Below are 23,006 nucleotides of genomic sequence, written 5' to 3'. Positions count from 1 at the left end.
TTCAGCTCCTGTTGTTGTCGAGATCGAGAGGCTGCGGCGCGGGAATGGCCTGGAAGAGACCATCGACCCCATCAACGATCACCACGAGCGCGCCTGTCTCGATGACATGCCCCGGCGCGGCTTTCGCGCGCAGGGCATGAAAATTGTCGTAGCGGTCCTTGACCCGCACGCTGCCGGGATTGCCCTGGTCGAGCGGGCCGATGGTCACCGTGCCGATCAGTCCGACGAACTCGTCCTGGCTGAGCACGCTGGTCTCGTCGCGCGGGATGATCCGGGCGACGCCCCGGCCGATCCAGCGTGTGGAGGGAAGGGCTGCCGCCAGCGCGCCAGGAACGGCAATCAGGCTCGGCAGCGGCCCGGCAAGGCCGGAGGCAACCGCCTGGATGGCGAAGCCGAAGGCCGCAAAGGCCGAAAGCAGGATGACGATGAGCACGAGGATGGGCACGCCGCCCGCATTGAGCCATGACGACCAAGCGCCGAGCAGGCTGCTATCGTGATCGCCGGGGGCATGATGCCCGAGGCCTTGATGCCCGAGGCCTTGATGCTCGAAGCCCTGGAATCCGAAACTATCGTCGAGCAAGGCCGAGACGGAAGCGCCAAGCAGCACCGAGACGAGCTCGACCACGCCGATGCCGATCACCGTCAACAATGCCACCCAAAAGGGCGCCGTGCCCGGCTGGACCAAAGTTTCCATCATCACGGGGCTTCCATCAGCGCTGGCCTTCCCTGAACGCCTTGAGCCGCGCCTCGATCGCATCCTGGCGCTGCAGCCGCCCGAGTTCCTCTACCTCGACGGCCGCGGCGACGGGCTTGGTCGGGACCCCAGTCACACGCTCCACGGCCGCCAGCGCGTCGGCGAGCCGCTGGTCGTTGCGCTGAGAGGGCGTCACGGCTGCGGGAACGGCGCGCTCCGCCCGCTTGGCATCCTCCAGCCGCTTCATCGCATCGGCCCGGGCCGAGGCTATGCTGCGCAGTGTGGTTTCGGCTTCGGCAATCTCGCCGGCGTTTTCGGCAATCGCCTTGGAGAGTGCCTCCCGTTGTGCTTCCAGATCGATCTGGACGCCCGTCGCGGCGCGGGCGAGATCCTCTCGCCCCTTCTCCAGGCCGATCTTGATCTTGCCGTCGAGGTCCCGGATCTCGGCATCGAGATCGTCGGCCTTGGCCTTGAGGCGGTGGCCGGCGGCAACGGCGACGCCGAGCGCGGCCCGCGCCTCCTCGGCGATCTTGCCGATCTCGCGCACGGCCTGTTGGGCAACCGCGGTGGGATTGGAGGCCTCAGCCGTATCGACCGCATTGTTGACGACACCGGCGATGACCCGCCCGAGCCGGGCGAGAATACCTTCGTTGGACATCGGGGTCTCCTTCTGAGAGTGGACGCTGGCCTGCACGCCGACATCGATATGCAGCGAGGGGCCTTCGAAGACGAGGCGGGCTTCGGCGAAATCGTCCCAGCCGCCACGATAGCCGCTGACCGAATAGGGCATGACCACCCGGCCATCGATGGTGGCGATGCTGACACTGTCCGGCCCCTTCACGGCGAACAGCTTGGAGTCGAGCGGAATGTCGTCGATCGGCACGCCCGACTGCCGCCGGCTGTGATCGCGCAGGGCCAGGGTCGCCATGCGCGAGGGTAGCCCGGTCTTCAGGCGGATTTCCTCATAGGCTTCCTCGTGCAAAGCGACGAGATTAGCCCCTTTCGTCCCGTCGAGAATGGCCATGGCCCGGCGATAGGCAATGAGGGTGGCCTGCAGCGTACCGCGATCTTCGGCGGTTGGCGCCAGGACGAAAACCATGGTGGCATCAGGCTTTCCGGTCATGTTTAATATAATAAAGCACTTCCTTATTGCTTTCAAGGAAGAGAGGTGCATTTTTGGGCGTACTAGGTCAGAATCGGGGCTTAGACAGTGCGTTAGCCTCTTGCTCCCCAAGCGAGCGCTTCCAAAAAACGGACATCGCGACATGCGGACATGTCGCTGTGATGTCCGCGCTCCTCGGGTTCAGTTGACGCTGCGCTTGGCGTAGGGGCTGTCGAGCGAGAAGGCCGGAATGGCGACCTCGAAATTCTCGCCGCTGTCGGCCACCATGAGATAGGTGCCCACCATCAGGCCGGACGGCGTTCCGAGGGGACAGCCGGAAGTGTATTCGAAGCGCTCGCCGGGCTCCAGCACGGGCTGCTCACCGATGACGCCCGCGCCCCTGACTTCCTCTCGGCGGCCATTCTCGTCGGTGATTTCCCAAGCTCTCGACCGAAGCTGCACCGTTTCCGGGCCCATATTGGCGATCTCGACCGTGTAGGCCCAGAAATAGCGTCCCTCCGCCGGCCGCGATTCCTCGGCAAGGAATCGGGGGCGGACCGTCACTTTGATATGACGTGTGATGGCGCTGTACATGCCCTGATTTACGCATTCACGGGCTTCGCCGTCAAACCCGCTTATGGTCCGACCATTGCAGACTCCTTCGCGACTCTTCATGCTTTGCAGGTTTCCGTGCACAGGACCCGCCATGGCTGCCTCCGTCATTCTCGTCGATCCCCTGCCGCGTACGCTCGAACAGATCATGGCACCGCCGGTGCGAGCCCGGCTCGAACGTCTCGGACGCCTGGTCATCAGCGAAACCAGGCCGATGAGTGACGACGAAATCGAGGCGCTGCTGCCCCACACCGTGGCCATCATCGGGCAGACGGCAATGCCCGCCGAGAGGCTGGAGCGGGCCCCGCGCCTCAAAGCCATCATCAATGTCGAAACGAATTTCCTGCCCAATATCGATTATGCCGCCTGCCAGGCGCGCGGCATCTGGGTGCTGACTCCGGCCTCGGCCTTCGCGGCTCCGGTGGCGGAAGCGACGCTGGGCCTTGCTCTCGACCTTGCACGCGGCATCAGCGCGGCCGACCGCACCTTCCGCGCAGGCGCCGAAACCTATGGTCTGGAGGCCAATAGCGATACGATCCGCTTCGAAGGCGCCTCGGTCGGCATCATCGGCTTCGGGGATCTCGGCCGCAAATTCCGCGAACTCATCCGCCCGTTCCGCAACGAGGTCAGGGTCTACGACCCTTGGCTGCCGGCAGAGATCATCGAACGGCTGGATTGCCGGCAAAGCGACCTCATGACGCTGCTGGAAGGCAGCCGCTTCGTGGCGGTGTTCGCCGCCCCCACCACAGAAAACGCCCATTTCATCGGCGCATCTGAATTTGCCCGCATGCAGAAGGGCTCGGCCTTCCTTTTGATGAGCCGGGCTGCCGTCGTCGATTTTCCTGCCATGCTTGCCGCCGCGCGCAGCGGCCATATTCGCGTGGCCACCGACGTCTTTCCGGTCGAGCCGGTTCCGGCCGACGATCCCGTGCGGGCCACGCCGAACATGGTGTTCTCGGCCCATCGCACCGGCGGCACCAGGGATGCCCTGCTCGAGATCGGCAGCATGACGGTCGCCGATCTCGAACTCATCCTCAAGGGCTTGCCGCCGCAGCTCTGTCGCCGCGCCGATCCCTCCCTTGCCAGCCGCCTGCGCTCCCAGCCGGTGAGCAAGACCTGATTCCGGCTTCCTATCCACGGCCTCTCCACTACACTCGGCAAAGAGTCACGAGGACAGAGGAAACCGGCCCATGGATCGACGCCGCCTGGAAATGACCGTCTTGATGACACCGGACATGGCCAATTTCAGCGGCAAGGTGCATGGCGGCGCGCTGCTCAACCTGCTCGACCGCGTCGCCTTCTCCTGCGCTTCGCGGTTCTCGGGCCAATATGCGGTGACCCTGTCCGTCGACCAGGTGATGTTCAAAGAACCGATCCAGGTCGGGGAACTCGTCACTTTTTTAGCCTCGATCAACCATGCCGGCCGGACATCGATGGAAGTCGGCATCCGGGTGGAGGCGGAGAACATCCGCTCCGGTATGCGCCGGCACACCAATTCCTGCTACTTCACCATGGTTGCTGTTGACGACGAGGGTCGCCCCTCGGCCGTACCGGCTCTCGCAGTGAGCGGGCCGACAGAGGAACGCCGCTATAAGGCTGCGGAACTGCGACGAACCCTGCGCCGCGAGATCACTGCCCGTCTGGAAGCCGTGGCGGAGACCGGCGTCGACAGCGGCGGCTGACAGAGCTCCACTATCGACATATCAACTTGATCGAACCTAACGATCGAGATTATGCAGGTTTCCGATATGCCTATTTCAAGGCATGGAGTTTTGCAGTCGAGGTTGCGTTCGAGCGCCTCTTCCGCTTTGGCAAATTTTCATTGAGAGAAATTCTTCTCATGTCCAAGACCTTTATCGACCATATCAAGACCCGCCGCACGCAATATGCCCTGGGCAAGACGTTGCCCAAGAGCCAGGAAGAGATCTCACTGCTGATCCAGGACGTGATCAAGCACGTACCTTCCTCCTTCAACTCGCAGAGCTCGCGCGCCGTGATCCTGTTCGGCAAGCAGAGCGACAAGTTCTGGCACCTGACCAAGGAGATCCTGCGCAAGATCGTGCCGGCCGACAGCTTCGCTTCGACAGAGGCCAAGATGGACAGTTTCGCCGCCGGCGCCGGCACCGTGCTGTTCTTCGAGGACCAGAATGTGGTGAAGAACCTGCAGGAGCAGTTCCCGCTCTATGCCGACGCCTTCCCAGCCTTCTCCGAGCAGTCCGGCGGCATGGCTCAGTTCGCCGTGTGGACGGCGCTGGCCGAGCATGGCATCGGCGCCAGCCTGCAGCACTATGCCCCGCTGGTCGACGAGGCTGTCCAGAAGGAATGGCACGTGCCGACGTCCTGGAAACTGCGCGCCCAGATGCCCTTCGGCTCCAACGAGCAGCCCTTCCCCGAGAAGAACTTCATGAGCGACAATGATCGCTTCAAGGTCTACAGCTGAGATCCGCCGATACGGGCTGGCGCCGTGAACCGGCGCTATGAGCGAATGATTGCGGGATCGTCAGGCCCGGCCTTGTGCCGGGCCTTGTCACATCCAATGAAAAGCGTGTGGGTGGCCTTGATCCACGCCCGAGAAACAGGCTACAAGATCGCAGCAATCGCTACGCGGGTGTAGTTCAGAGGTAGAACGTCAGCTTCCCAAGCTGAATGTCGTGGGTTCGATTCCCATCGCCCGCTCCAAAAACCCCTTTAAAGATCAATAGCTAAACGACTATCGTGCATTTGGCGACAGCAAGTTGAACAAGGCCCCAGACGCAAAAGGCACCCCTCCAACCCGAAGATCGAGGGGGCGGATATGCCGCTGTCCGCACGGCAATGAGCTATCGTCGACGCGGCGGAAGCTTTGGCTGTGCGTTGGCCTTTTCCGAGGCCAAGGAAGGCGCTGCAATCTTGGCGACTGATACCCTGGTCGTGCCCGTCTCGATCATCCCGACGGCCTTGGCGGCTCCGTAGGAAAGGTCGATCATGCGACCCCGCTTGTGAGGGCCTCGGTCGGTGACGCGGACGACAACGCTCCTGTGGTTCTTGAGATTGGTAACGCGCAGCTTCGTTCCGAAAGGTAAGGAGCGATGGGCCGCAGTCAGTCCTGCTGGATTGAAGCGTTCTCCGTTTGCGGTACGATATCCCTTCAGCTCCTGGCCATAAAAGGATGCCGTGCCTAGGGTTTCTGCATGTCCAGAGACCATAGCCATGAATATAATGATCATGGAAAAGCTGAAAATTCCGCTTATGATACGCATGCCCATCCAGTCAATTCCTTCTGTAATTGACGATTAATTACGGTAGGAATCGAATGGTTTCGATTTTATTACCTGCCAGTTGCGACGGGGAGTGACGCGACCACTAACACGGCTCAAGAACTGCGAGGAGGTCCCCCCTAAGTCAAAATCACTACGGAACCTCGAAAGGACGCCAGCGTTTGTGAACTGGGGGTCTGCATTCAAGGGAGTAACCGAGTGAACAGCACAACGGACAAGGTCAAGGGTATCGCCAACAAGGTGGCGGGTTCGGTGAAGGAAGGCGTCGGCAAGGCGGTGGGTAATCAGGAGATGGAAGCCGACGGCGCGATTCAAAAAGCCAAAGGAGAGGTCCAGGAGGCCAAGGGCAAGGTCAAGGACGCGGTCAAGTCGGTAATCGACAAGGCGTGAATCCCAGACAGTCCGATAGATGCAAAGGTGAATGAATGGATCGTCCCGAGGTTGGTTGGATCGCCGCGATAATCATTGGCGGCTTGGCCGGTTGGCTGGCTGAAATGTTCATGAAGAGCAATACCGGCGTCCTCATGAACATCATTCTTGGCATCGTAGGTGCGGCCCTCGCCAGCTTTCTGCTGGGCTTGCTAGGCGTGGGCTTCGGTGGGTGGCTGGGCTACCTTATCGCCGGCTTTATTGGCGCCTGCATCATCATTGCCCTCGCGCGAATGCTCAGCGGTTCTCGCGTCTGATGCTCGAGGCCAGATGGGGCAAACGCCACCCCATCTGGCCTCTCTCGCGGCATACGACGGAAGATGCGCCTCGGCAGCGCCGAGCTTTTCCATTCAGCCTTGAAACGTCAGCATCGTATCGTTGCGGCCTTGACTATTTCACCCCCGGGTGTTACCGGTAAGTAACATCGATGGAGAATCAGAAGGCTTTCGGGGGAAGGGGGTTCTCGCCGATTCAAACGGCTCCAACAGCCGCCCAAACATGGATCTTTTCGCCTGCATTGCGCATGTTTGAGTATGCGCCCACTAGGCAAGGGCCAGGTCGTTTCTTATTCAATAACGAAATAATATTTAATTTTTAGCTTGCGTGAAATTTCATCGCGCTTGTGGAGCATAAAACCTCCTCTTTGGAAGCTTTATCTCCGTATATTTTCGAAAGATTCCAGAAATGAAGATTATCATCACGTCTATATTTCTACTTCTTAGCGCCGTTACGGCCATCACGCTCACCTCGGTCTCGGCTGAACCTGCCGGCGACAACACGGCCATTACGCATGGGCAGGCCCACGAAGCCACGCCGGACACGCGTTTGCTCGCCTGACCAGCCAACGCCCTCCGGATCGGTCCAGCAGCCGGAGGGCGCTCCTTTAGCCGAATACCGCTTTCGTCAGCTTGTCCCGGTCGTAATTGGCCCCGCACAGCACCACCACATTGACCTGTTCGCGGCAAGCGCTCGCAGCCTTGGCGAATCCCGCCAAGGCCAGGCCGGCAGAGCCTTCCACCAGCATGTTTTCCTTGAAGGCGAGATCGCGGAGTGCTGCGACGATTTCCTCTTCCGTGCAGATGATCGTCTCATCGACCACCGACATTGCGAGACCAAGCGTCATCGTCTCCTCGGCGACACCGCCGGCGACGCCGTCGGCCAGCGTCTCCAGGTGCTCGGTCTCGACCACCTTGCCCGCCGCCATCGACATGGCGAAGGCGCAGGAATTGCGGGCTGCGATCCCATAGATGCGCGCGCCTGGCAGGAAGCTCTTCAACACGCTGCCGATCCCACTGATCAGCCCGCCCCCGCCCATCGCGATGAAGACATTGTCGATGGCGGGGTACTGGTCGAGGAGTTCCAGCCCGATGGTGCCCTGCCCGGCCACCACATCGGGATCGTCATAGGCCGAGATATATTCATGACCCTTGTCACGGGCGAGCTCGAGCGCATGCTGCTCGGAATACCAGGTCTCGGCGCCGAACAGCCGCGTCTCCACGCCATAGGAACGGATACGGGCGAGCTTGGCGGCAGCGACCGTTTCAGGCAGTACCACGGTGAGGTCCCGCCCGAAGGAACGGGCAGCCTGGGACGAGCCGATGCCATGATTGCCGGACGAGGCCGTGACGAGATGGCGTCCCGGCGCCATGGCCGAAATCTTGGCGCTGGCGCCGCGGATCTTGAAGGAGCCCGTGAGCTGAAAATTCTCGGCCTTGAAGAAGAGCTGGCTGCCTGCTTCGGCGCCGATCTGCCGCGACGGCAGCAGAGGCGTTTCGTAGATATGGGCCTTGATGCGCTGGCGCGCCTGCACGGAGCGGGCGGCCGAAGCCAGAACGTCGGGGTTCATGACAGTCTACTCCTTGGCTGACACCCGATATCCAGATCAGTGCCGCGCGATCTGGTGCAGGAAATCCCGGGTGCGGGGATGCTGGGGATTTTCGAAAAAGGCCTTGGGTTCGGCGCTCTCGACGATGCGGCCACCATCGAGGAAGACCACGCGGTCGGCCACATTCCTGGCAAAGCCCATTTCATGGGTCACCACAACCATGGTCAGCCCCTCGCGCGACAGATCCACCATGACATCGAGCACCTCCTTCACCATTTCGGGGTCGAGGGCGGAAGTTGGCTCGTCGAACAGCATCACCTTGGGCGCCATGCAAAGCGCCCGGGCGATGGCCACGCGCTGCTGCTGGCCACCGGAGAGTTGGCCGGGGTAGGAAGCGGCCTTATCGGCGAGGCGCATGCGCTCCAGCATCGCCATGGCGAGATCAGCCGCCTCCTTGCGCGCGAGGCCGCGCACGCGGCGCGGTGCCAGAATCAGATTTTCCAGCGCGGTTTTGTGCGGGAACAGGTTGAACTGCTGGAACACCATGCCGACCTCGCCGGCGAGGTCGAGCACATTGGTGCAATCGGGCGCAAGATGGTGGCCAGCGATGCGGATATCGCCACCACTGCGCGTCTCCAGGCCATTGAGGCAGCGGATCAGGGTCGACTTGCCCGAGCCCGACGGACCGCATAACACCACCCGCTGGCCCTCCCCCACCGACAGGCTGACGCCCTTGAGCACGGTGTGGGGGCCATAGGCCTTGGTGAGATTGGAGGCCAGGATCATGGCGCGGCCTCCGCGGCCTGGCGGGAGGGCGCGCTCGCCTTGGACGACCCGAAGCCGGTCGAACGGAACAGCGCGCTCTCGCCGGCCCGGAAGATCAGGCTGAAGGCAAAGCCGACCAGGAGATAGACGAGGCCGGCGACGATGAACACTTCGAAGGGAGCATAGGTCTTGGCGGTAAAGGCACGCGCCGCGCCCGTCATCTCCATCACGGTCACGGCGCTCGCGAGCGAACTCGCCTTCAGGACGAGGATGAGCTCGTTGCCGATCGATGGGAAGATCGCCCGGTAGGCCTGAGGCAGCACAACATCGATAAAGGTGCGCCGGCGCGACAGGCCGAGCGACACGCAGGCCTCGAACTGCCCGGCCGGTATCTTGCGGATGCCGCCGGCGATCACCTCGGCGACATAGGCCGAGGAATTGATGCCGATCGCCAGGATGGCGCAATAGACGGGATCGCGCAGAACAGGCCACAGCACGCTGTTGCGAACCGCGGGAAACTGCGCCAGGCCGTAATAGAGAATGAAAAGCTGCACCAGCAACGGACTGCCGCGCAGCAGGAAGGTGTAGAGCCAGGTCGTCCCGCGCAGCAGGCGGAACTTCGAGACCCGGCCCAGGGCGACCGGCAGCGCCACGAACTGCCCGACCGCAAAGGCAGCCAACGTGATCAGCAGCGTCAGCTTGAGCCCGGTCAAAACGACGGGAATGGCGCGGAGCAGCATTTCCAGGGACATGTCGCCTCCTAGAGCAAAGCGCGTTCATGAACGCTTGTTTGCTCTAACTCTTTGTTTCGACGCGCTTTGCGGTTCCAGATGACTCCGTCAAATCGCAAAACGCTTTACCGCATCCAGGTCAGACGGCTGTTTCCGAAGCTCAGAACAGCGGTCGAGACGGTGGTGATCAGGATAAAAAGGGCCGCGACGATGAGATAGAAGGTCATCGGCTGGTGGGTGGCACCGGCCGCCACCACGCCCTTGCGCATCAATTCCTCCAGCCCGACGATGGAGACAAGCGCGCTTTCCTTCAGGATCACCAGCCACTGATTGCCGAGGCCGGGAAGCGCGTGGGAGAACATCTGCGGCAGGATGATCTTGCGGAACAATTGGCCCTGCTTCAGGCCGAGGCTGCGCGCCGCCTCCCATTGGCCCGGAGGAATGGTCTGCAGGGCGCCGCGCATGATCTCGGTCAGATAGGCACCCGATACGAAGGACAGCGCCGCGATGCCCGCCGCCAGCGCGCTAACCTCGACATAGGCTCCGACCAGTCCGGTGAGCAGCACCGTCCCGCCATAGAACACCAGGAAGATCACCAGGAGTTCCGGCAGGCCACGAATGACGGCCACGTAGGAGGCGACCAGCCAACGCAGGGGCTTGGGGCCCGAACTCCAGGCGAAGACGGCTGCTATGGCAAGAACGAACCCCACCATGAAGCTGCCGACAGCCACTTGCAGGGTGACGAGAAGCCCCTGGAGGAGTTGCGGGAGATAGGCTGAAACCACGGACATGGAAGAGATCTCGCTTCGGGAGCACGTTGGAGTGCCCGTCCCCCTCCCCTGAAGCGGGAGGGGGCGTGCATTACATTGGCTCTAGGCGGTGCTCAGCGGCGCCGGCGGGTACGCTCATTTCTTCTTGAAGGAGACGTCGTACTTGAACCACTTCTCCGAAAGCTTGGCGACCGTGCCGTCGGCAAGCATGGCGTTGACGGCCTCGTCGATCCGCTTCTTCAGATCGTCCCGGCCCTTCTTCAGGGCAATGGCCTGCCCCCGGCCGAACTCGGCATAATCGGCACTGGTGATCAGCGGGCCAGCGATGGTGATACCGCTGTCCTTGCGGGACGACATCATGCCTTCCCAGGCGGAGCGCTCCATCAGTCCGGCATCGAGGCGACCGGCCACGATATCGTCGGCGACCTGCTCGGCCCGGTCATAGAGACGGACGTCGGCACCCTTGAAGTGAGCCCGGATCACGGCCTCGTGGGTCGACCCCGTCTGCGCGCCGATCACCTTGCCGGCCAGTCCTTCTTCGAGGGCCTTGGTATCCTTGGCCTGGGCAACGGGGCTCCCCGCAGCGACGACGATGTTGTTGGGCGCATCGGCATAGGGCGCCGAAAAATCGACCTGCTTCTCGCGCTCGTCATTGATCGACAAGCCCGACATGATCAGATCATATTTGCCGACCTGCAGCCCCGGCAACAGGCCGTCGAAAGCCTGGTTGCCCCAGCTGCAGTCGGCGCCGATGCGCTTGCAGACCTCGTTGCCGATGTCGCGATCGAAGCCGACGATCTCATTGGCGGCATCAACCGACTCCCAGGGCGGAAAATCCGCGCTGGAGGCGATGCGCAGGCTCTCCGCCTTCGCGGCCGAAACGCTCAGCAACGCGGCGAGCGAAACCATCAATAGTCTCTTCACGGCAGTCCCCTCTCAAAACAAACTTGAACGGATGTGGGCGTGGCAGCCGCCCGCCAAGACGATGAAAAACGCCCTCACATCACCAGATCGGGCACCCTCTGCAGGGCGGTCCTGGCGATGGCGATGTCCTGGGTGGCAAGACCGGTGAGGTCGGCAATGGTGATCGCGTCGCTCGAACTGCGGCCCGGCTTCGATCCGTTTAGGATGGCACCGAGTTCGAGGCAGTCCTCCTGCCGGAACAAGCCGTCCTGGAAGGCGGTGGCGAACTCGCCATGGTCGAGGCTCTGGCTGGCGAGATCGGCCACCAGCAGATCGGCCCTTGCGATCAGGGCCGGATCCAGTTCCTGCTTGCCAGGCGCATCCGCCCCGACAGCGGTGACATGGGTGCCGGGCGTGATCCATTCGCTCGCCACATAGGGTGCGGTCGCGGGAGTGGTGGCGATGATCACGTCGGCCGAGCGGCAGGCTTCCTCCAGATCCGCGGCCTGCGACACCTGGATGGCGGAGCCGGCGAATTCGGCGACGAGTTCCCTTGCCTTTTGCGCCGAGCGCCCCCAGACGAGAAATTGCACGGGACGCTTGGCCAGCGCCGCGGCGGCGCGGATCTGGAAACGCGCCTGCGTGCCGGTACCGAGCACGGCAAAGACCTCGCTGTCCGGACGGCAGAGAGCGAAGGTGGCGACGGCGCCACCGATGCCGGTGCGCAGATTGGTGAGCCAACCCTCGTCGTTCAGGATGGCGACGGTGGCGCCGGTAGCAGCTGAAATCGCGATCATCATGCCGCTGCTGGACGGCAAGCCACGCTTGGGATTGTCATAGAAGCCGGAAGCGATCTTCACCACGAAGATCGGATCGCCGGCGATATAGCCATATTTGATGTGGCAATCGGCATTCTGCGCGCGCAGCTCGAGATAGCCGACCGGCGGCACGTTGGCCCGTCCGTCCGCCACGGCGACATAGGCATCGGTGATGGCTGATATGGCGGCGGCGTCGATCGAAACCAACTCCTGGAGCTGGGCCAGCGAAAGGCTAATCATTTTTCATTTCTCAAATATTTGTAGACGGTCGCGCGCCCCATGCCGAGCACGCGCGAAATATAGGCGGCGGCATTCTTGCCGCTGAACGCACCGCTCTCGGCGAGCGCGACGACCAGGTCCTTGCGGTCGGCATGGGTCATCGCCGAAATCGCGACATTGCGCCCATGCGTCCATTGCCGGATGAACTCGTTGATTCTTTCGTGCCAGTCCTCCTTGAACAAGGCGTCCGGCCGATAATGCGGCTCCGGCACACGCACGAGCGCCGACAGCGTCTGCATGACGGCGTGGAAATCGGAGACGTTGACATTGATGCACATCACGCCGAGCGGGCTGCCCGCCTCATCGCGCAGTACGACGGTAATCGATTTGAGAGCCCGGCCATCCCAATTGACCTTCTCATAGGGACCGATCACCGGATTGTGGCTGTCGAAGTCGACCTCATGCAGCAGCGAGGGTTCCCCGGGGACGCGCTTGGAGAAATTGCCGGCAAAATAGACGGCCTTGTCGGTGGAGAGCTCGTGCAGCACCACTTCGACATAAGGCTGAAACAAAGCAGCGATGGCGTCGCAGATCGGGCGATAGCGATGAAGGCTGTCCATTTGATCCGAGCAGGCTCCCACCTCAATCCTGGCGGCCACTGGCGGCCACCTCCAGCCTCTTCCAACACCTAGGGTACTGGAAACAAAAAGTCTACAGAAGATTCTTTGTCTACGATAGAGCTTGCTCGGCCGTTGCCACCAACAAGCGGACGCCGGTGCCTATGATGGCATCGTTGAAATCGTAGTCGGGCTGGTGAAGCCGGCCATGCCGCTCCGACGGACCATTGCCGATCCAGGCATAGGCGCCGGGCAGATGCTCGAGGAAGGCGCCGAAATCGTCGCCCGCCATGGTCGGCACGCCGACATGCAAGGCCGGGCTTCCGGGCAATGCACGCGCAGCTCGCCTCATGATCTCGGCTTCGGCCGGTGTGTTCACCACCGGCGGGCTCGGCAGCTCGTCGAAGCCGATCTCGACCTCGGTCGAGGCGATCCTGGCGGCCGACTGAGCGATCTCCTCAATGCGCGTCCTCAGGAGAGCCAGAATGTCGGGGCGCAGGCCGCGGAAAGTGCCGGCCAGCGTGGCTTCGCGCGAAATCACGTTCTGAGCAAAACCACCCTGGAACGAGCCGACGGTGACGACGGCGGCATCGAGCGGATTGATGGCCCGGCCCACTGCCTGCTGGATGCCGGTGACGAAATGGCTGCCGGCCAGCACGGGATCGCCGGTCATGTGCGGCATGGCGGCGTGGCCGCCAGGCGCCTTGAACGTCAGGGTGAACTCCCCGGCCCCGGCCATCACCGGGCCGTCATGCACCACCACCTCGCCGGGCGGCACATCGGGCCAATTGTGCAGGCCGAAAATATTGCGGACGGGGAAGCGCTCGAGCAGGCCGGCATCGAGCATGAGTTGGGCGCCGCCATAGCGCTCTTCCGCCGGCTGGAACACCAGATAGACCGTGCCGCGGAAACGGCGGGTCTGCGAGAGATGGGAAGCCGCGCCCAGAAGCATGGTCATATGGCCGTCATGGCCGCAGGCATGCATGGCACCTTGTATCTGCGAGCGATGGGCGAAGCTGTTGTGCTCGTCCATGGCGAGAGCATCCATGTCGGCGCGCAGGGCCACGCCCGGCCCCTCGCCGCTGCCCTCGACGACACCGACGACGCCATAGCCGCCGACGCCGGTATGGACGGGAATTCCCATTTCGGTCAGGCGCTCGGCGACGAAGGCCGAGGTCCAGGCTTCCTCGCGGGAGATCTCCGGATGGCGGTGCAATTCGTGCCGCATCGCAATCAGGCGGGGCATGGCGTCGTCGACAATATCGGTCATCGCTGGAATCGTCCGTCAAATGGCAAGCATAGACGAACTAGTCCACAATGAATGTTTTGTCTATAAGTACGGGAGACGGTGATGCTGCCTCTACGGAGGCGGGCGCGAGATCGGTGTGCCGGTCTTCCCCGCTCCATCGGCATACCGATGGAGCGGGGCCGGCATATCGGATTTCGCACGCCTCACCCGCGCAGGCGCTTGCCGTTCTCGTCGAAGCGCAGGGTCCGTGCCGGATCCGGCGTGGCGTAGATGGCGGCACCCGGCTCAACCTGATACTCGCCCGAGAGACGCACCGTGATCGAGCCGGCCTTTTCGGTGTCGAGATAGAGATAGGTGTCGGCGCCCAGATGCTCGGCATAGACCACAGTGCCCTTCCAGTCGCCGGCCTCGCGGCTGACGGTGACATGCTCGGGCCGCACACCGATGGTCTTCACGCGCTCGCCAAGGCGTCCGCCGTCGACGAAATTCATCTTGGGCGAGCCGATGAAGCCGGCGACGAAGGTGTTGTCAGGATCGTTGTAGAGCTGCATGGGCGCGCCGACCTGCTCGATATGGCCGCCATTCAGCACCACGATCTTGTCAGCCAGGGTCATGGCCTCGACCTGATCATGCGTCACATAGACCATCGTCGCCTTGAGGCGCTGGTGAAGCTGGGCGATCTCGATGCGGGTGTTAACACGGAGCGCAGCGTCGAGATTGGACAAGGGCTCGTCGAACAGGAAGAGCTTGGGCTCACGCACCACGGCACGGCCGATGGCGACGCGCTGGCGCTGGCCGCCGGAGAGCTCGGAGGGCCGGCGCTCGAGATAAGGCTCGAGAGCGAGCATGGTCGAGGCCTTCTTGATGCGCCTGTCGATCTCGGCCTTGTCTTCGCCAGCCTGCTTGAGGCCCAGACCCATATTGTTGCGCACGGTGAGGTGGGGATAGAGCGCATAGCTCTGGAACACCATGGCGATGCCGCGCTTGGCGGGCGGCACGTCGTTGACAGGCTGGCCGTCGATCTTCACGGCGCCAGAGGTGGTGTCCTCCAGCCCCGCGATGATGCGCAGCAGGGTGGACTTGCCGCAGCCCGACGGCCCCACGAAGACGACGAATTCGCCGTCTTTCACGTCCAGATTGATCCCCTTGAGGATGTCGACCGAACCGAACGACTTCTTCACATTCTCGATATTCAGCGAACCCATGATACTTCCCCTAAAGGTTGACGGTGGGGCGCATGCGCGCTTCTTCATCCGCTCGATGCGGACCACGAAAGAATTTCATTGCAGATTGGGGGGAGGCCGGATGCCCTTAAGCCGGCTCATCACCATGCCGTCTCGCGCTGAGCGGGGCGGCATGGCGTGGAGCCAGGCTCTACTTGACGGCGCCCGAGGTGATGCCGCGGATGAGCTGCCGCGAGAAGATCACATAGAGCACCAGCACCGGCAGGATCGCGAGTGACAGCGCCGCCAGTACGGCATTCCAATTGGTGACGAACTGCCCAATGAAGACCTGCGTACCGAGCGTGATGGTCTTGGTGCTCTCGCCCGGTGCCAGGATCAGCGGGAACCACAGATCGTTCCAGATCGGGATCATGGTGAAGACCGCAACCGTTGCCATGGCCGGCCGCACCAGCGGCAGGACGAGGCGGAAGAAGATACGGTATTCCGACAATCCGTCGATGCGACCCGCGTTCTTGAGATCGTCCGAGACCTGTTTCATGAACTCGGACAGGATGAACACCGCCAGCGGCAGACCCTGCGCCGTATAGACCAGGATCAGCGCCGTCAACGTATTGACCAGGCCCGAGGCGACCATGAGCTGCAGGATGGCGACGGTGCCGAGCCTGATCGGGATCATGATGCCCAGGGCCAAATAGAGGCCCATTAGCGTGTTGCCCCTGAAGCGATATTCGGCGAGCGCGAAGGCCGCCATTCCGCCGAGCAGCAGCACGAAGAATAGGGAGACCACCGTGACGATCATGCTGTTCTGGAAGTAGAGGAAGAAGTCGCCCTGGGCGAGCACGGTCTTGTAGCCGATGGCGTCGAAGGTGGCCGGTCCCGGCGGTGTCAGAGGCGAGCGGAAGATCGCATCCCTCGATTTGAAGGAGTTGATCAGGACCAGGATCACCGGGAACAGGGCGATCGCTGTGTAGACGATCAGCACCGTATGGGCGGCGATCGAACGGGCCGGAGAGTGTGTGGCTTTGCTCATGTCGATCTCCTCAGAACTGATACCGCCGCAGCCGTGTCTGGATGGCGAACAGATAGACGCACACGCCGGCCAGGATGATGAAGAACATCATGGAGGCGATGGTGGCGCCCATATTCGGATCGCCGAGCTGCAGCTGGAAGCCGAAGAAGGTGCGGTAGAGAAAGGTGCCGAGAATGTCGGTCGAATAGTTCGGCCCGGCCAGCGCTCCCTGCGCCGAGTAGATCAGGTCGAAGGCATTGAAATTGCCGACGAAGGTGAGGATCGAGATGATGCCGATCGAAGGCAGGATCAGCGGCAGCTTGATCTTCCAGAACTGAGCAACGCCGGTGATGCCGTCCATCTCGGCCGCCTCGACCACCTCCTCGGGGATCGATAGCAAGGCAGCATAGATCAGCATCATCGGAATGCCCACGAACTGCCAGACCGAGACGAGGCCGAGCGTGGTCAGCGCATAGGCTTCCTTGCCGAGCAGCGGCGTGAACCAGCTCTTGAGGCCGATCAGGTCCAGCATCGAGGGCGCCACGCCCCAGAGCGGGGAGAGGATCAGCTTCCACACGAAGCCGACGATCACGAAGGACAGCACGGTCGGGATGAAAATCGCCGTGCGGTAGAAAGCCGCGAAGCGCAGCTTGGGATGGGAAAGCAGGGCCGCCAGCACGACGCCGATCGGGTTCTGCACCACCATGTGGATGAGGAAGAACCAGCAATTGTTGCGCAGGGCGTTCCAGAAGCTGGAGGCCCAGCGCGGGTCGCCGAACAGCGTGCGGAAATTGTCGAGTCCCGCGAAATGCGACACACCATCGACGGTCCGGAACAGCGAAAGCTGCAGGGTGCCGATCAGCGGCAGGATCATCACGAGCGTGTAGATGATGACGGCTGGCGCCAGGAAAATCGGAATGTGCCAGCGGAACGCTTTTCTATTTGGTGAATCTTCGAGAGACATTGCAGCAATCCTCGCATGTGCGTTGCTGTTGTCGGAGACGGCGATGATGGAGGGGATGGCCGCGCCTTCTCGAGGCGCGGCCGAAGCAAGCTCTACTTAGCCGGCTTAAACCAGCTGTCGAGACCCTTCTGGAGCTTCTCGGCAGCGACTTGCGGCGTGTCGGTGCCGTTGATCACATTGGCGGATTCGACCCAGGTCTCGTTCTCGAGATTGGGCGTGCCGCGCGACAGGATCTTGTAGGTTGAACGGATGGTCGACCTGCACTTGCCGCGCCAGGACACGAATTCCTGCGCCAGGGGATTGTCCAGCTTCACCTCGCTTTTGGCGAGACTGAAGAAACCCGGCAGCGCATTGGCATAGAGCGTGGCGAATTCCGGCGAGGCCATCCAGGCCAGCAGCTTCTTGGCCGCTTCCGGATTCTTGCTCTTGGCGTTCAGGCCGAAACCGATGTCGTTGTGGTCGGAGATGTAGCAGGGATCACCGGCCTTGCGCACGGGCGGCGGGAAGGCGCCCATCTTGAACTGCGCCTGGGCGCCGAAGGGGGAGATCTCCCACGAACCTGCCGGATAGATGGCGGCGCGGCCGAGGGTGAACAGGTTCTGGCTGTCGGGATAAGTCTGCGCCTCGAAGCCGTCGCCCAGATAGGACTTCCACTTGGCCAGCGTGACGAAGGGCTCGACCCAATCGGCATCCGTCAGCTTCTGCGTGCCCTTGATCAGCGCCAGGCGACCGTCCTCACCCTTCCAATAGGTCGGGCCGATGTTCTGGTAGCCCATCGTGGCGGCTTCCCAGAGATCCTTGGTGCCCATCGCCATCGGGATATAGGTTCCGTCGGCCTTGATCTTGTCGAGCGCAGCGAAGAACTCTTCCTCGGTCTGCGGCGGCTTGAGGCCGAGCTTGTCGAAGGCTTCCTTGTTGTAGATGAAGCCGTGGATCACCGAGGCCACGGGCACGCAGAAGGTCGTTTTGGCGTCGTCGGTCTGCCAGGCGGCCTTGGCGGTGTCGGTGAAATTGTCCATACCCTGGAGAGCCGACAGATCCGTCAGATGCCCCTTCTTGTAGAGTTCGAGGGAAGCATCGAAGGGGCGGCAGGCGATCACATCGCCAGCCGAACCGGCATCGAGCTTTGCGTTCAACGCGGCATTGTATTCCGGCGGCGCCGAGGGCGTGAAATTCACCTTGACGCCGGGATTGGCCTTCTCGAAAGCGGGGATCAGTTTTTCCTGCCAGATGGCAAGGTCGTCATTGCGCCAGCTTTCGATCGTCAGCGTGGCGTCCTGCGCCGAAGCAGCCGTCGCCGCGAGAATGGTGGAGCCCAGGAATAGGGCCATCAAAAGTCGCTTCTTCATCCGTCTTCCTCCCTGTACCGGCCACTGCCAGGGCCGGCTCTGGTCGACTTGGGGGTCTCCAGCCCCAGCGGAACGCACGCTTTGCGCTGCCCTTCCGGCCGGCAACTGGCCTGTTGCCCGGAGGCCGATGAACTGCGCGACCGCAGCCGCCGGCTGGTGGCGCCAGCCTAGGCCCGGCACCGCCCCCCCTCCGATGGCCAGGACAATACCAAATAAATACCACTTGTCCAGAGGTCTTATGACACTTTTCTCATCAAATTGCTTTTAATTGCATAATACATTGATTTTGCTTAGTTTAATTTTTTTACTGCAATCACCACTTGACGAGTGGTAGCTTATTGGTATTGTCTTCTCATAAGGAGAAGACGGCGATGATGGTCCTTGGCGTCGATGGTGGAGGAACAAGCTGCAGGGCTGCGCTCGCAACAGCGCAGAGCCAGATCATCGGTCGCGCCAAGGCTGGGCCGGCGAACATCCGCACGGATCTGGACGGGGCCTGCGAGAACATCATGGCCGCTGTCCACCAAGCCTTCGCCGATGCGGGCCAGGATCCGGCTGGCATCCCCGACACGCCCATCGTGCTCGGCATGGCGGGTGCCAATATCGCCATCTATGCCACCAAGCTGCTCGCCCGCCTGCCCTTCCGCCATTGCCGCATCGAAACCGATGTCCTCATCGCCCTGGAGGGTGCGATCGGGGCGGGAGACGGCGCAATCGGCATCCTGGGCACCGGCAGCCATTATCTGGCCCGACAATCGGGACAGGCGCGCTATCTTGGCGGCTGGGGCCTCGCTGTCGGCGACCAGGGAAGCGGGGCGCGGATCGGACGCGACCTGCTGGAGGAGACACTGCTCGCCCATGACAGTATCGTCCCCCGCTCGCCCCTGGTCGAGGCGGTGCTGGCCGCCCACAACGACGATCCGCAGGAGATCGTCGAGTTCACCAAGACCGCCCAGCCGCGCGACTTCGGCACCTTCGCGCCGATTGTCTTCGACCATCTCGACCGTGGCGACCCGACTGCGGCCAGGATCGTCAATCGGGCCATCGCCGCGGTCGAGGTTTCGCTGGATGCCCTCGGGCTTGCCAATGCGACGCCCCGTTGCTTATTGGGCGGGCTAGCAACGCTGATCGGACCTCGCCTTTCCGCAAAACACCGGGAGCGGCTCGTACCGCCGCTGCAGGACGCCTTGGGCGGCGCAGTATCCATGGCTGCCCGACTATTCGGCCTCGATCGGTCATTGTCGGATGGCAAACAAGGACTGATCCAGCCATGATCGCCAGAGCGTTGAGTCACGCCGAACTCTTGCCCTCCTTCAAGGGACAGGTCCGAGATTTCGGCTCGGAAAGGCAAGCCATGAGTGACGCCATCGACCTCATCTTCCGCTCCCTGGCCGATGCCAAGGGCAGCAATGCGCCGCTCTACCTGCAATTGCGCAAAACAATCGAAGAAGCGGTCCGGGACGGCGTGCTGACGCCCGGCGACGCACTTCCCTCCGAGCGGGACATTGCCGTCAAGGCCGACATCTCGCGTGTCACGGTGCGCAAGGCGCTGCAGAACCTGGTGGAACAGGGGGTGCTGATCCAGCGCCACGGCTCCGGCACCTTCGTGGCGCCCCGGGTCGAACGTGTCGAGCAATCCCTGTCACGCCTGACCTCCTTCACCGAGGATATGGCGCGGCGCGGCAAGCAGGTTCATTCGGTGTGGCTGGAGCGAGGCGTCTACGTCCCCTCGCCGCAGGAGACGATGGTGCTCGGCCTGACGGCCAACGAGATGGTGGCCCGCGTGAACCGCCTGCGCTTTGCCAATGAAACCGCCGTGGCGATCGAGCGCGCTTCCATCGCCGCTTCGCTGCTGCCGAATCCGGAAGAGGTCGGCTCTTCGCTCTATGCCGCCCTCGCCGAGCACGGCAACAAGCCGGTGCGCGCTGTCCAGCGCATCTCGGCCGCCAATCTCGGGCCGGAGGATGCCCAGCTCCTGCGCATTTCTCCAGGTGCCGCCACGCTCAATATCGAGCGCGTCTCATACCTGCCCGGCGGCAAGGTGGTTGAATTCACCCGGTCGATCTACCGGGGCGATACCTATGATTTCGTAGCAGAATTGCGGCTGGCCGAGCCCAGCGAAGGAGAAACATCGTGATGTCCGAAACCCATATGCGCCGCGAGGTGCTGGAAATTCCCCAAGCCGTCGCACGGCTGTTCGAACAATCGGCCGCTGAGATGGAGCGGGCAGGCACTGCGCTGAAGGACGTCGATCCACATGTCCTGGTCACCGTGGCCCGTGGCTCTTCCGACCATGCCGCCTCCTTCCTCAAATATGCGGTCGAGCTGACCACCGGCGTGCCGGTCGCCTCGCTCGGCCCTTCGATCGCCTCGATCTATGAGGCACCGCTCAAGCTCGCCGGCGCCGCCAGCCTGGCGATTTCGCAGTCGGGCAAGAGCCCCGACATCGTCGCCATGGCAGAGGCGGTGCGTCGCAGCGGCGCGGTCGCCATCGCCCTCACCAACACGGCAGGCTCGCCCCTGGCACTTGCGGCCGACCATGCGATCGACATCGCCGCCGGCACCGAGAAGAGCGTTGCCGCCACCAAGACTTTCGTGAATTCCGCCGTGGCCGGGCTCGGCGTCCTCGCTCATTGGGCCGGCGACAAGGCGTTGCTATCAGCCCTCCACGACCTGCCTCGTCATCTCGAGCAGGCCGTCGCCTGCGATTGGACCGCCTTTGCCGATGCCCTGGAAGGCACCTCTTCGGTCTTTGTCCTCGGCCGCGGGCCGGCCCTGGCGATCGCCAATGAGGTGGCGCTGAAGTTCAAGGAAACCTGCTCAGTGCACGCGGAAGCCTATAGCGGCGCCGAGGTGATGCATGGACCGATGGCGCTGGTGGGACCGGGTTTCCCGGTGCTGGCCCTGGCGGCCCGAGACAAGGCGGAAAGCTCGATCATCGGCGCCGCCGACGCCCTGGCCGCCAAGGGGGCAGCCGCCTTCATCACCGCCGACGGCGCCCACCAGGCCACCCGCTTGCCCTTCGCGGCCACCGGCCACCCATTGACCGATCCGCTGGTGCTGATCGCCTCCTTCTATGCCTTCGTCGAGGCCTTCGCCCGTCGTCGTGGCCTCAATCCCGACGAGCCCCGCAATCTGCGCAAGGTTACGGAGACGGTATGAGCACGCAATCGGCCCTGCTGGCCCCACGCATCTTCGACGGCGAGGGCTGGCATCAGGATGCGGCCGTGATTGTCGATGGCGAGCGCATCGAGGCGATCGTGCCTCGCAGTGCCGTCCCGGCGGGCATCGCGGTCGAGACGGTGGAGGCCGGCTTCATCGCGCCCGGCTTCATCGACCTGCAGGTCAATGGCGGCGGCGGGGTGATGCTGAACGACCGCCGCAACACCGAGACCATCGGCACGATCTGCGCAGCCCATGCGCAGTTCGGCACGACGGCCCTGCTCGCGACCCTGATCACCGATACGCCCGAAATCACCGCAGAGGCCCTCGAGGCCGGTGCGGAGGCCGCACGACGGAAGGTGCCGGGTTTCCTCGGCTTGCATATCGAGGGGCCGCATCTCGCCGTGTCACGCAAGGGCGCGCATGACCCGAAACTGATCCGCCCGATGGAGGAGACCGATCTCGCCAGGCTGGTTGCCGCCAGAAGCCGGGTTCCCGTCCTGCTCACGACGGTGGCCACGGAGTCAGTGACGCCGGCCCAGGTCCGTCGCCTCGCGGAGGCCGGCCTGGTCGTCAGCCTCGGCCATTGCGATGCCGAATATGGCGATGTGGTCGCGGCGACGGAGGCCGGCGCTTCCATGGCGACGCATCTGTTCAACGCCATGAGCCAGATCAAGAACCGCGAGCCGGGACTAGCCGGCACCGCGATCGCCCTTGGCGGCCTCTCCGCTGGCCTGGTGGCCGACGGCATCCATGTCGATCCCATCACCATCGACATCGCACTACGGGCCAAGAGAGAGCCCGGCCGGATCTTCCTGGTCACCGACGCCATGGCCACGATCGGTACGGACATGCAGCAGTTCACGCTCAATGGCCGGGTGATCAAGCGTGAGAACGGCCGTCTGACGCTGGATGACGGTACTCTCGCGGGTGCCGACCTCGACATGATTTCGGCCGTGCGTTTCGTGCATGAGACGATCGGTGTCGATCTGGGCGAAGCCCTGCGCATGGCCTCGCTTTACCCGGCCATGGCCGTGAGCATGGATCGGCATTATGGCCGTCTGCGCCAGGGCAGCAGATCGGACATGGTGGTGCTGACCGATGAGCTGGCGATTGCTTCGGTCTGGATCGGAGGGGCGGCCGCTTTCCGATCGAAAACACAGCACTGATATAATAGAGCATCGACCCGCACAGGGGCGCCTTCTGAAGTTATAAATCAGGAAGCGTCCCTATCTTTATTTTACTCTCGGATTTTTTCAATAAACCTATATTACTTGCTTTTGTTACCTTTACGGTAGATGGATGCATCTGCTTGTTGTTCGACTCAACAAATTTCTCAGATGATAT

26 protein-coding genes and 1 tRNA gene are annotated in these 23,006 nt (G+C 62.6%); 11 read left to right on the top strand and 16 right to left on the bottom strand.

From position 1 onward, the window contains the following. Nucleotide 1: 1 nt before the first annotated feature. From ACZYTC_RS01390 to apaG, 3 genes are all read right to left on the bottom strand, one after another. Nucleotides 2-697, bottom strand: a complete 696-nt coding sequence (locus ACZYTC_RS01390) for an OB-fold-containig protein (RefSeq protein WP_488988739.1) — start codon at nt 695-697, stop codon at nt 2-4. Nucleotides 698-710: 13 nt separating this feature from the next. Continuing rightward, nucleotides 711-1,817, bottom strand: coding sequence for a PspA/IM30 family protein (locus ACZYTC_RS01385; RefSeq protein ID WP_488988738.1), 1,107 nt, complete (start codon nt 1,815-1,817; stop codon nt 711-713). A 180-nt stretch (nt 1,818-1,997) separates the two neighbouring features. After that, entirely contained in the window at nt 1,998-2,390 is a 393-nt protein-coding gene (gene apaG, locus ACZYTC_RS01380; protein WP_149253924.1) for a Co2+/Mg2+ efflux protein ApaG, read from the bottom strand. Between the two features lie 112 nt (nt 2,391-2,502). Here apaG and ACZYTC_RS01375 point away from each other — a divergent pair, with 112 nt between their 5' ends. The 4 genes from ACZYTC_RS01375 to ACZYTC_RS01360 all read left to right on the top strand — a co-directional run bounded on the left by ACZYTC_RS01375 (nt 2,503) and on the right by ACZYTC_RS01360 (nt 5,087). After that, nucleotides 2,503-3,528, top strand: a complete 1,026-nt coding sequence (locus tag ACZYTC_RS01375) for a hydroxyacid dehydrogenase (protein WP_488988737.1) — start codon at nt 2,503-2,505, stop codon at nt 3,526-3,528. Nucleotides 3,529-3,598: 70 nt separating this feature from the next. Beyond that, a complete protein-coding gene (locus tag ACZYTC_RS01370; RefSeq protein ID WP_434957862.1) occupies nt 3,599-4,090 on the top strand; it encodes an acyl-CoA thioesterase in 492 nt (163 codons plus the stop codon). Between the two features lie 158 nt (nt 4,091-4,248). After that, entirely contained in the window at nt 4,249-4,848 is a 600-nt protein-coding gene (locus tag ACZYTC_RS01365; RefSeq protein ID WP_434957863.1) for a nitroreductase family protein, read from the top strand. Nucleotides 4,849-5,012: 164 nt separating this feature from the next. After that, nucleotides 5,013-5,087 (top strand) — tRNA-Gly (locus ACZYTC_RS01360). Nucleotides 5,088-5,227: 140 nt separating this feature from the next. On the opposite strand, the gene ACZYTC_RS01355 is transcribed toward ACZYTC_RS01360, so the two are convergent. Further along, complete coding sequence (locus ACZYTC_RS01355; protein ID WP_441770282.1) at nt 5,228-5,653, bottom strand: septal ring lytic transglycosylase RlpA family protein; 426 nt, start codon at nt 5,651-5,653, stop codon at nt 5,228-5,230. A gap of 210 nt (nt 5,654-5,863) precedes the next feature. Here ACZYTC_RS01355 and ACZYTC_RS01350 point away from each other — a divergent pair, with 210 nt between their 5' ends. The 3 genes from ACZYTC_RS01350 to ACZYTC_RS01340 all read left to right on the top strand — a co-directional run bounded on the left by ACZYTC_RS01350 (nt 5,864) and on the right by ACZYTC_RS01340 (nt 6,931). Continuing rightward, nucleotides 5,864-6,055, top strand: a complete 192-nt coding sequence (locus tag ACZYTC_RS01350; protein WP_434957865.1) for a CsbD family protein — start codon at nt 5,864-5,866, stop codon at nt 6,053-6,055. A 35-nt stretch (nt 6,056-6,090) separates the two neighbouring features. Further along, the gene (locus ACZYTC_RS01345) at nt 6,091-6,351 is read left to right on the top strand and encodes a GlsB/YeaQ/YmgE family stress response membrane protein (RefSeq protein WP_488988736.1); all 261 of its coding nucleotides are present in this window, start codon (nt 6,091-6,093) and stop codon (nt 6,349-6,351) included. A 427-nt stretch (nt 6,352-6,778) separates the two neighbouring features. Further along, entirely contained in the window at nt 6,779-6,931 is a 153-nt protein-coding gene (locus tag ACZYTC_RS01340) for a hypothetical protein (protein WP_434957866.1), read from the top strand. Between the two features lie 46 nt (nt 6,932-6,977). On the opposite strand, the gene ACZYTC_RS01335 is transcribed toward ACZYTC_RS01340, so the two are convergent. The 12 genes from ACZYTC_RS01335 to ACZYTC_RS01280 all read right to left on the bottom strand — a co-directional run bounded on the left by ACZYTC_RS01335 (nt 6,978) and on the right by ACZYTC_RS01280 (nt 18,497). Next, complete coding sequence (locus ACZYTC_RS01335) at nt 6,978-7,940, bottom strand: threonine ammonia-lyase (protein WP_488988735.1); 963 nt, start codon at nt 7,938-7,940, stop codon at nt 6,978-6,980. A 36-nt stretch (nt 7,941-7,976) separates the two neighbouring features. Then, nucleotides 7,977-8,705: an amino acid ABC transporter ATP-binding protein gene (locus tag ACZYTC_RS01330; protein ID WP_434957868.1), complete on the bottom strand. Its 729-nt coding sequence runs from the start codon at nt 8,703-8,705 to the stop codon at nt 7,977-7,979. Beyond that, a complete protein-coding gene (locus ACZYTC_RS01325; RefSeq protein WP_441770281.1) occupies nt 8,702-9,436 on the bottom strand; it encodes an ABC transporter permease in 735 nt (244 codons plus the stop codon). The genes ACZYTC_RS01330 and ACZYTC_RS01325 overlap by 4 nt, the downstream gene beginning before the upstream one ends. A 104-nt stretch (nt 9,437-9,540) precedes the next feature. Beyond that, complete coding sequence (locus tag ACZYTC_RS01320; protein ID WP_488988734.1) at nt 9,541-10,206, bottom strand: ABC transporter permease; 666 nt, start codon at nt 10,204-10,206, stop codon at nt 9,541-9,543. Nucleotides 10,207-10,320: 114 nt separating this feature from the next. Beyond that, nucleotides 10,321-11,109 carry a transporter substrate-binding domain-containing protein gene (locus ACZYTC_RS01315; RefSeq protein WP_434957871.1) on the bottom strand — a complete coding sequence of 263 codons (789 nt, stop codon included), beginning with the start codon at nt 11,107-11,109 and terminating at the stop codon, nt 10,321-10,323. A gap of 74 nt (nt 11,110-11,183) precedes the next feature. Continuing rightward, nucleotides 11,184-12,146, bottom strand: a complete 963-nt coding sequence (locus tag ACZYTC_RS01310; RefSeq protein WP_434957872.1) for an ornithine cyclodeaminase family protein — start codon at nt 12,144-12,146, stop codon at nt 11,184-11,186. Next, on the bottom strand, nt 12,143-12,745 hold the full coding sequence (locus ACZYTC_RS01305) for a helix-turn-helix transcriptional regulator (protein WP_441770278.1): 603 nt from the start codon (nt 12,743-12,745) through the stop codon (nt 12,143-12,145). The genes ACZYTC_RS01310 and ACZYTC_RS01305 overlap by 4 nt, the downstream gene beginning before the upstream one ends. Nucleotides 12,746-12,854: 109 nt before the next feature. Next, nucleotides 12,855-14,012, bottom strand: coding sequence for a M20 metallopeptidase family protein (locus tag ACZYTC_RS01300; protein WP_454815593.1), 1,158 nt, complete (start codon nt 14,010-14,012; stop codon nt 12,855-12,857). A 182-nt stretch (nt 14,013-14,194) separates the two neighbouring features. After that, nucleotides 14,195-15,196 carry an ABC transporter ATP-binding protein gene (locus ACZYTC_RS01295; protein WP_488988733.1) on the bottom strand — a complete coding sequence of 334 codons (1,002 nt, stop codon included), beginning with the start codon at nt 15,194-15,196 and terminating at the stop codon, nt 14,195-14,197. 169 nt (nt 15,197-15,365) lie between these two features. After that, complete coding sequence (locus ACZYTC_RS01290; protein ID WP_488988732.1) at nt 15,366-16,205, bottom strand: carbohydrate ABC transporter permease; 840 nt, start codon at nt 16,203-16,205, stop codon at nt 15,366-15,368. Nucleotides 16,206-16,215: 10 nt separating this feature from the next. After that, nucleotides 16,216-17,148: a carbohydrate ABC transporter permease gene (locus ACZYTC_RS01285; RefSeq protein WP_434957877.1), complete on the bottom strand. Its 933-nt coding sequence runs from the start codon at nt 17,146-17,148 to the stop codon at nt 16,216-16,218. Between the two features lie 92 nt (nt 17,149-17,240). Further along, nucleotides 17,241-18,497, bottom strand: a complete 1,257-nt coding sequence (locus tag ACZYTC_RS01280) for an ABC transporter substrate-binding protein (protein WP_434957878.1) — start codon at nt 18,495-18,497, stop codon at nt 17,241-17,243. A gap of 371 nt (nt 18,498-18,868) precedes the next feature. On the opposite strand from ACZYTC_RS01280, the gene ACZYTC_RS01275 reads away from it, so the two are divergent. The 4 genes from ACZYTC_RS01275 (at nt 18,869) to nagA (ending at nt 22,828) form a co-directional block, all read left to right on the top strand. Further along, entirely contained in the window at nt 18,869-19,771 is a 903-nt protein-coding gene (locus ACZYTC_RS01275) for a glucosamine kinase nucleotide-binding domain-containing protein (RefSeq protein WP_488988731.1), read from the top strand. Nucleotides 19,772-19,851: 80 nt separating this feature from the next. Beyond that, entirely contained in the window at nt 19,852-20,634 is a 783-nt protein-coding gene (locus ACZYTC_RS01270) for a GntR family transcriptional regulator (RefSeq protein ID WP_434957880.1), read from the top strand. Continuing rightward, nucleotides 20,634-21,659, top strand: a complete 1,026-nt coding sequence (locus ACZYTC_RS01265; protein ID WP_441770272.1) for an SIS domain-containing protein — start codon at nt 20,634-20,636, stop codon at nt 21,657-21,659. The genes ACZYTC_RS01270 and ACZYTC_RS01265 overlap by 1 nt, the downstream gene beginning before the upstream one ends. Next, the gene (nagA, locus tag ACZYTC_RS01260; protein ID WP_488988730.1) at nt 21,656-22,828 is read left to right on the top strand and encodes an N-acetylglucosamine-6-phosphate deacetylase; all 1,173 of its coding nucleotides are present in this window, start codon (nt 21,656-21,658) and stop codon (nt 22,826-22,828) included. Before ACZYTC_RS01265 ends, nagA begins: the two co-directional genes overlap by 4 nt. Nucleotides 22,829-23,006 lie beyond the last annotated feature (178 nt).

The sequence above is a fragment of the Labrys sp. F242 genome (genome assembly GCF_057813875.1).
The sequence above is the reverse complement of the archived record's forward strand: the minus strand, read 5'-3'. Positions and strand labels throughout refer to the sequence as shown.

What these genes read in the sequence shown, in the direction of transcription:
- ACZYTC_RS01270 (WP_434957880.1), top strand. Translation starts at nt 19,852, where the DNA reads ATGAGTGACGCCATCGACCTCATCTTCCGCTCCCTGGCCGATGCCAAG.
- ACZYTC_RS01355 (WP_441770282.1), bottom strand. Translation starts at nt 5,653, where the DNA reads ATGGGCATGCGTATCATAAGCGGAATTTTCAGCTTTTCCATGATCATT.
- ACZYTC_RS01325 (WP_441770281.1), bottom strand. Translation starts at nt 9,436, where the DNA reads ATGTCCCTGGAAATGCTGCTCCGCGCCATTCCCGTCGTTTTGACCGGG.
- ACZYTC_RS01365 (WP_434957863.1), top strand. Translation starts at nt 4,249, where the DNA reads ATGTCCAAGACCTTTATCGACCATATCAAGACCCGCCGCACGCAATAT.
- ACZYTC_RS01340 (WP_434957866.1), top strand. Translation starts at nt 6,779, where the DNA reads ATGAAGATTATCATCACGTCTATATTTCTACTTCTTAGCGCCGTTACG.
- ACZYTC_RS01305 (WP_441770278.1), bottom strand. Translation starts at nt 12,745, where the DNA reads ATGGACAGCCTTCATCGCTATCGCCCGATCTGCGACGCCATCGCTGCT.
- ACZYTC_RS01370 (WP_434957862.1), top strand. Translation starts at nt 3,599, where the DNA reads ATGGATCGACGCCGCCTGGAAATGACCGTCTTGATGACACCGGACATG.
- ACZYTC_RS01375 (WP_488988737.1), top strand. Translation starts at nt 2,503, where the DNA reads ATGGCTGCCTCCGTCATTCTCGTCGATCCCCTGCCGCGTACGCTCGAA.
- ACZYTC_RS01295 (WP_488988733.1), bottom strand. Translation starts at nt 15,196, where the DNA reads ATGGGTTCGCTGAATATCGAGAATGTGAAGAAGTCGTTCGGTTCGGTC.
- ACZYTC_RS01285 (WP_434957877.1), bottom strand. Translation starts at nt 17,148, where the DNA reads ATGTCTCTCGAAGATTCACCAAATAGAAAAGCGTTCCGCTGGCACATT.
- ACZYTC_RS01330 (WP_434957868.1), bottom strand. Translation starts at nt 8,705, where the DNA reads ATGATCCTGGCCTCCAATCTCACCAAGGCCTATGGCCCCCACACCGTG.
- ACZYTC_RS01390 (WP_488988739.1), bottom strand. Translation starts at nt 697, where the DNA reads ATGATGGAAACTTTGGTCCAGCCGGGCACGGCGCCCTTTTGGGTGGCA.
- ACZYTC_RS01290 (WP_488988732.1), bottom strand. Translation starts at nt 16,205, where the DNA reads ATGAGCAAAGCCACACACTCTCCGGCCCGTTCGATCGCCGCCCATACG.
- ACZYTC_RS01280 (WP_434957878.1), bottom strand. Translation starts at nt 18,497, where the DNA reads ATGAAGAAGCGACTTTTGATGGCCCTATTCCTGGGCTCCACCATTCTC.
- ACZYTC_RS01345 (WP_488988736.1), top strand. Translation starts at nt 6,091, where the DNA reads ATGGATCGTCCCGAGGTTGGTTGGATCGCCGCGATAATCATTGGCGGC.
- ACZYTC_RS01320 (WP_488988734.1), bottom strand. Translation starts at nt 10,206, where the DNA reads ATGTCCGTGGTTTCAGCCTATCTCCCGCAACTCCTCCAGGGGCTTCTC.
- ACZYTC_RS01385 (WP_488988738.1), bottom strand. Translation starts at nt 1,817, where the DNA reads ATGACCGGAAAGCCTGATGCCACCATGGTTTTCGTCCTGGCGCCAACC.
- apaG (WP_149253924.1), bottom strand. Translation starts at nt 2,390, where the DNA reads ATGTACAGCGCCATCACACGTCATATCAAAGTGACGGTCCGCCCCCGA.
- ACZYTC_RS01335 (WP_488988735.1), bottom strand. Translation starts at nt 7,940, where the DNA reads ATGAACCCCGACGTTCTGGCTTCGGCCGCCCGCTCCGTGCAGGCGCGC.
- ACZYTC_RS01300 (WP_454815593.1), bottom strand. Translation starts at nt 14,012, where the DNA reads ATGACCGATATTGTCGACGACGCCATGCCCCGCCTGATTGCGATGCGG.
- nagA (WP_488988730.1), top strand. Translation starts at nt 21,656, where the DNA reads ATGAGCACGCAATCGGCCCTGCTGGCCCCACGCATCTTCGACGGCGAG.
- ACZYTC_RS01310 (WP_434957872.1), bottom strand. Translation starts at nt 12,146, where the DNA reads ATGATTAGCCTTTCGCTGGCCCAGCTCCAGGAGTTGGTTTCGATCGAC.
- ACZYTC_RS01275 (WP_488988731.1), top strand. Translation starts at nt 18,869, where the DNA reads ATGATGGTCCTTGGCGTCGATGGTGGAGGAACAAGCTGCAGGGCTGCG.
- ACZYTC_RS01265 (WP_441770272.1), top strand. Translation starts at nt 20,634, where the DNA reads ATGTCCGAAACCCATATGCGCCGCGAGGTGCTGGAAATTCCCCAAGCC.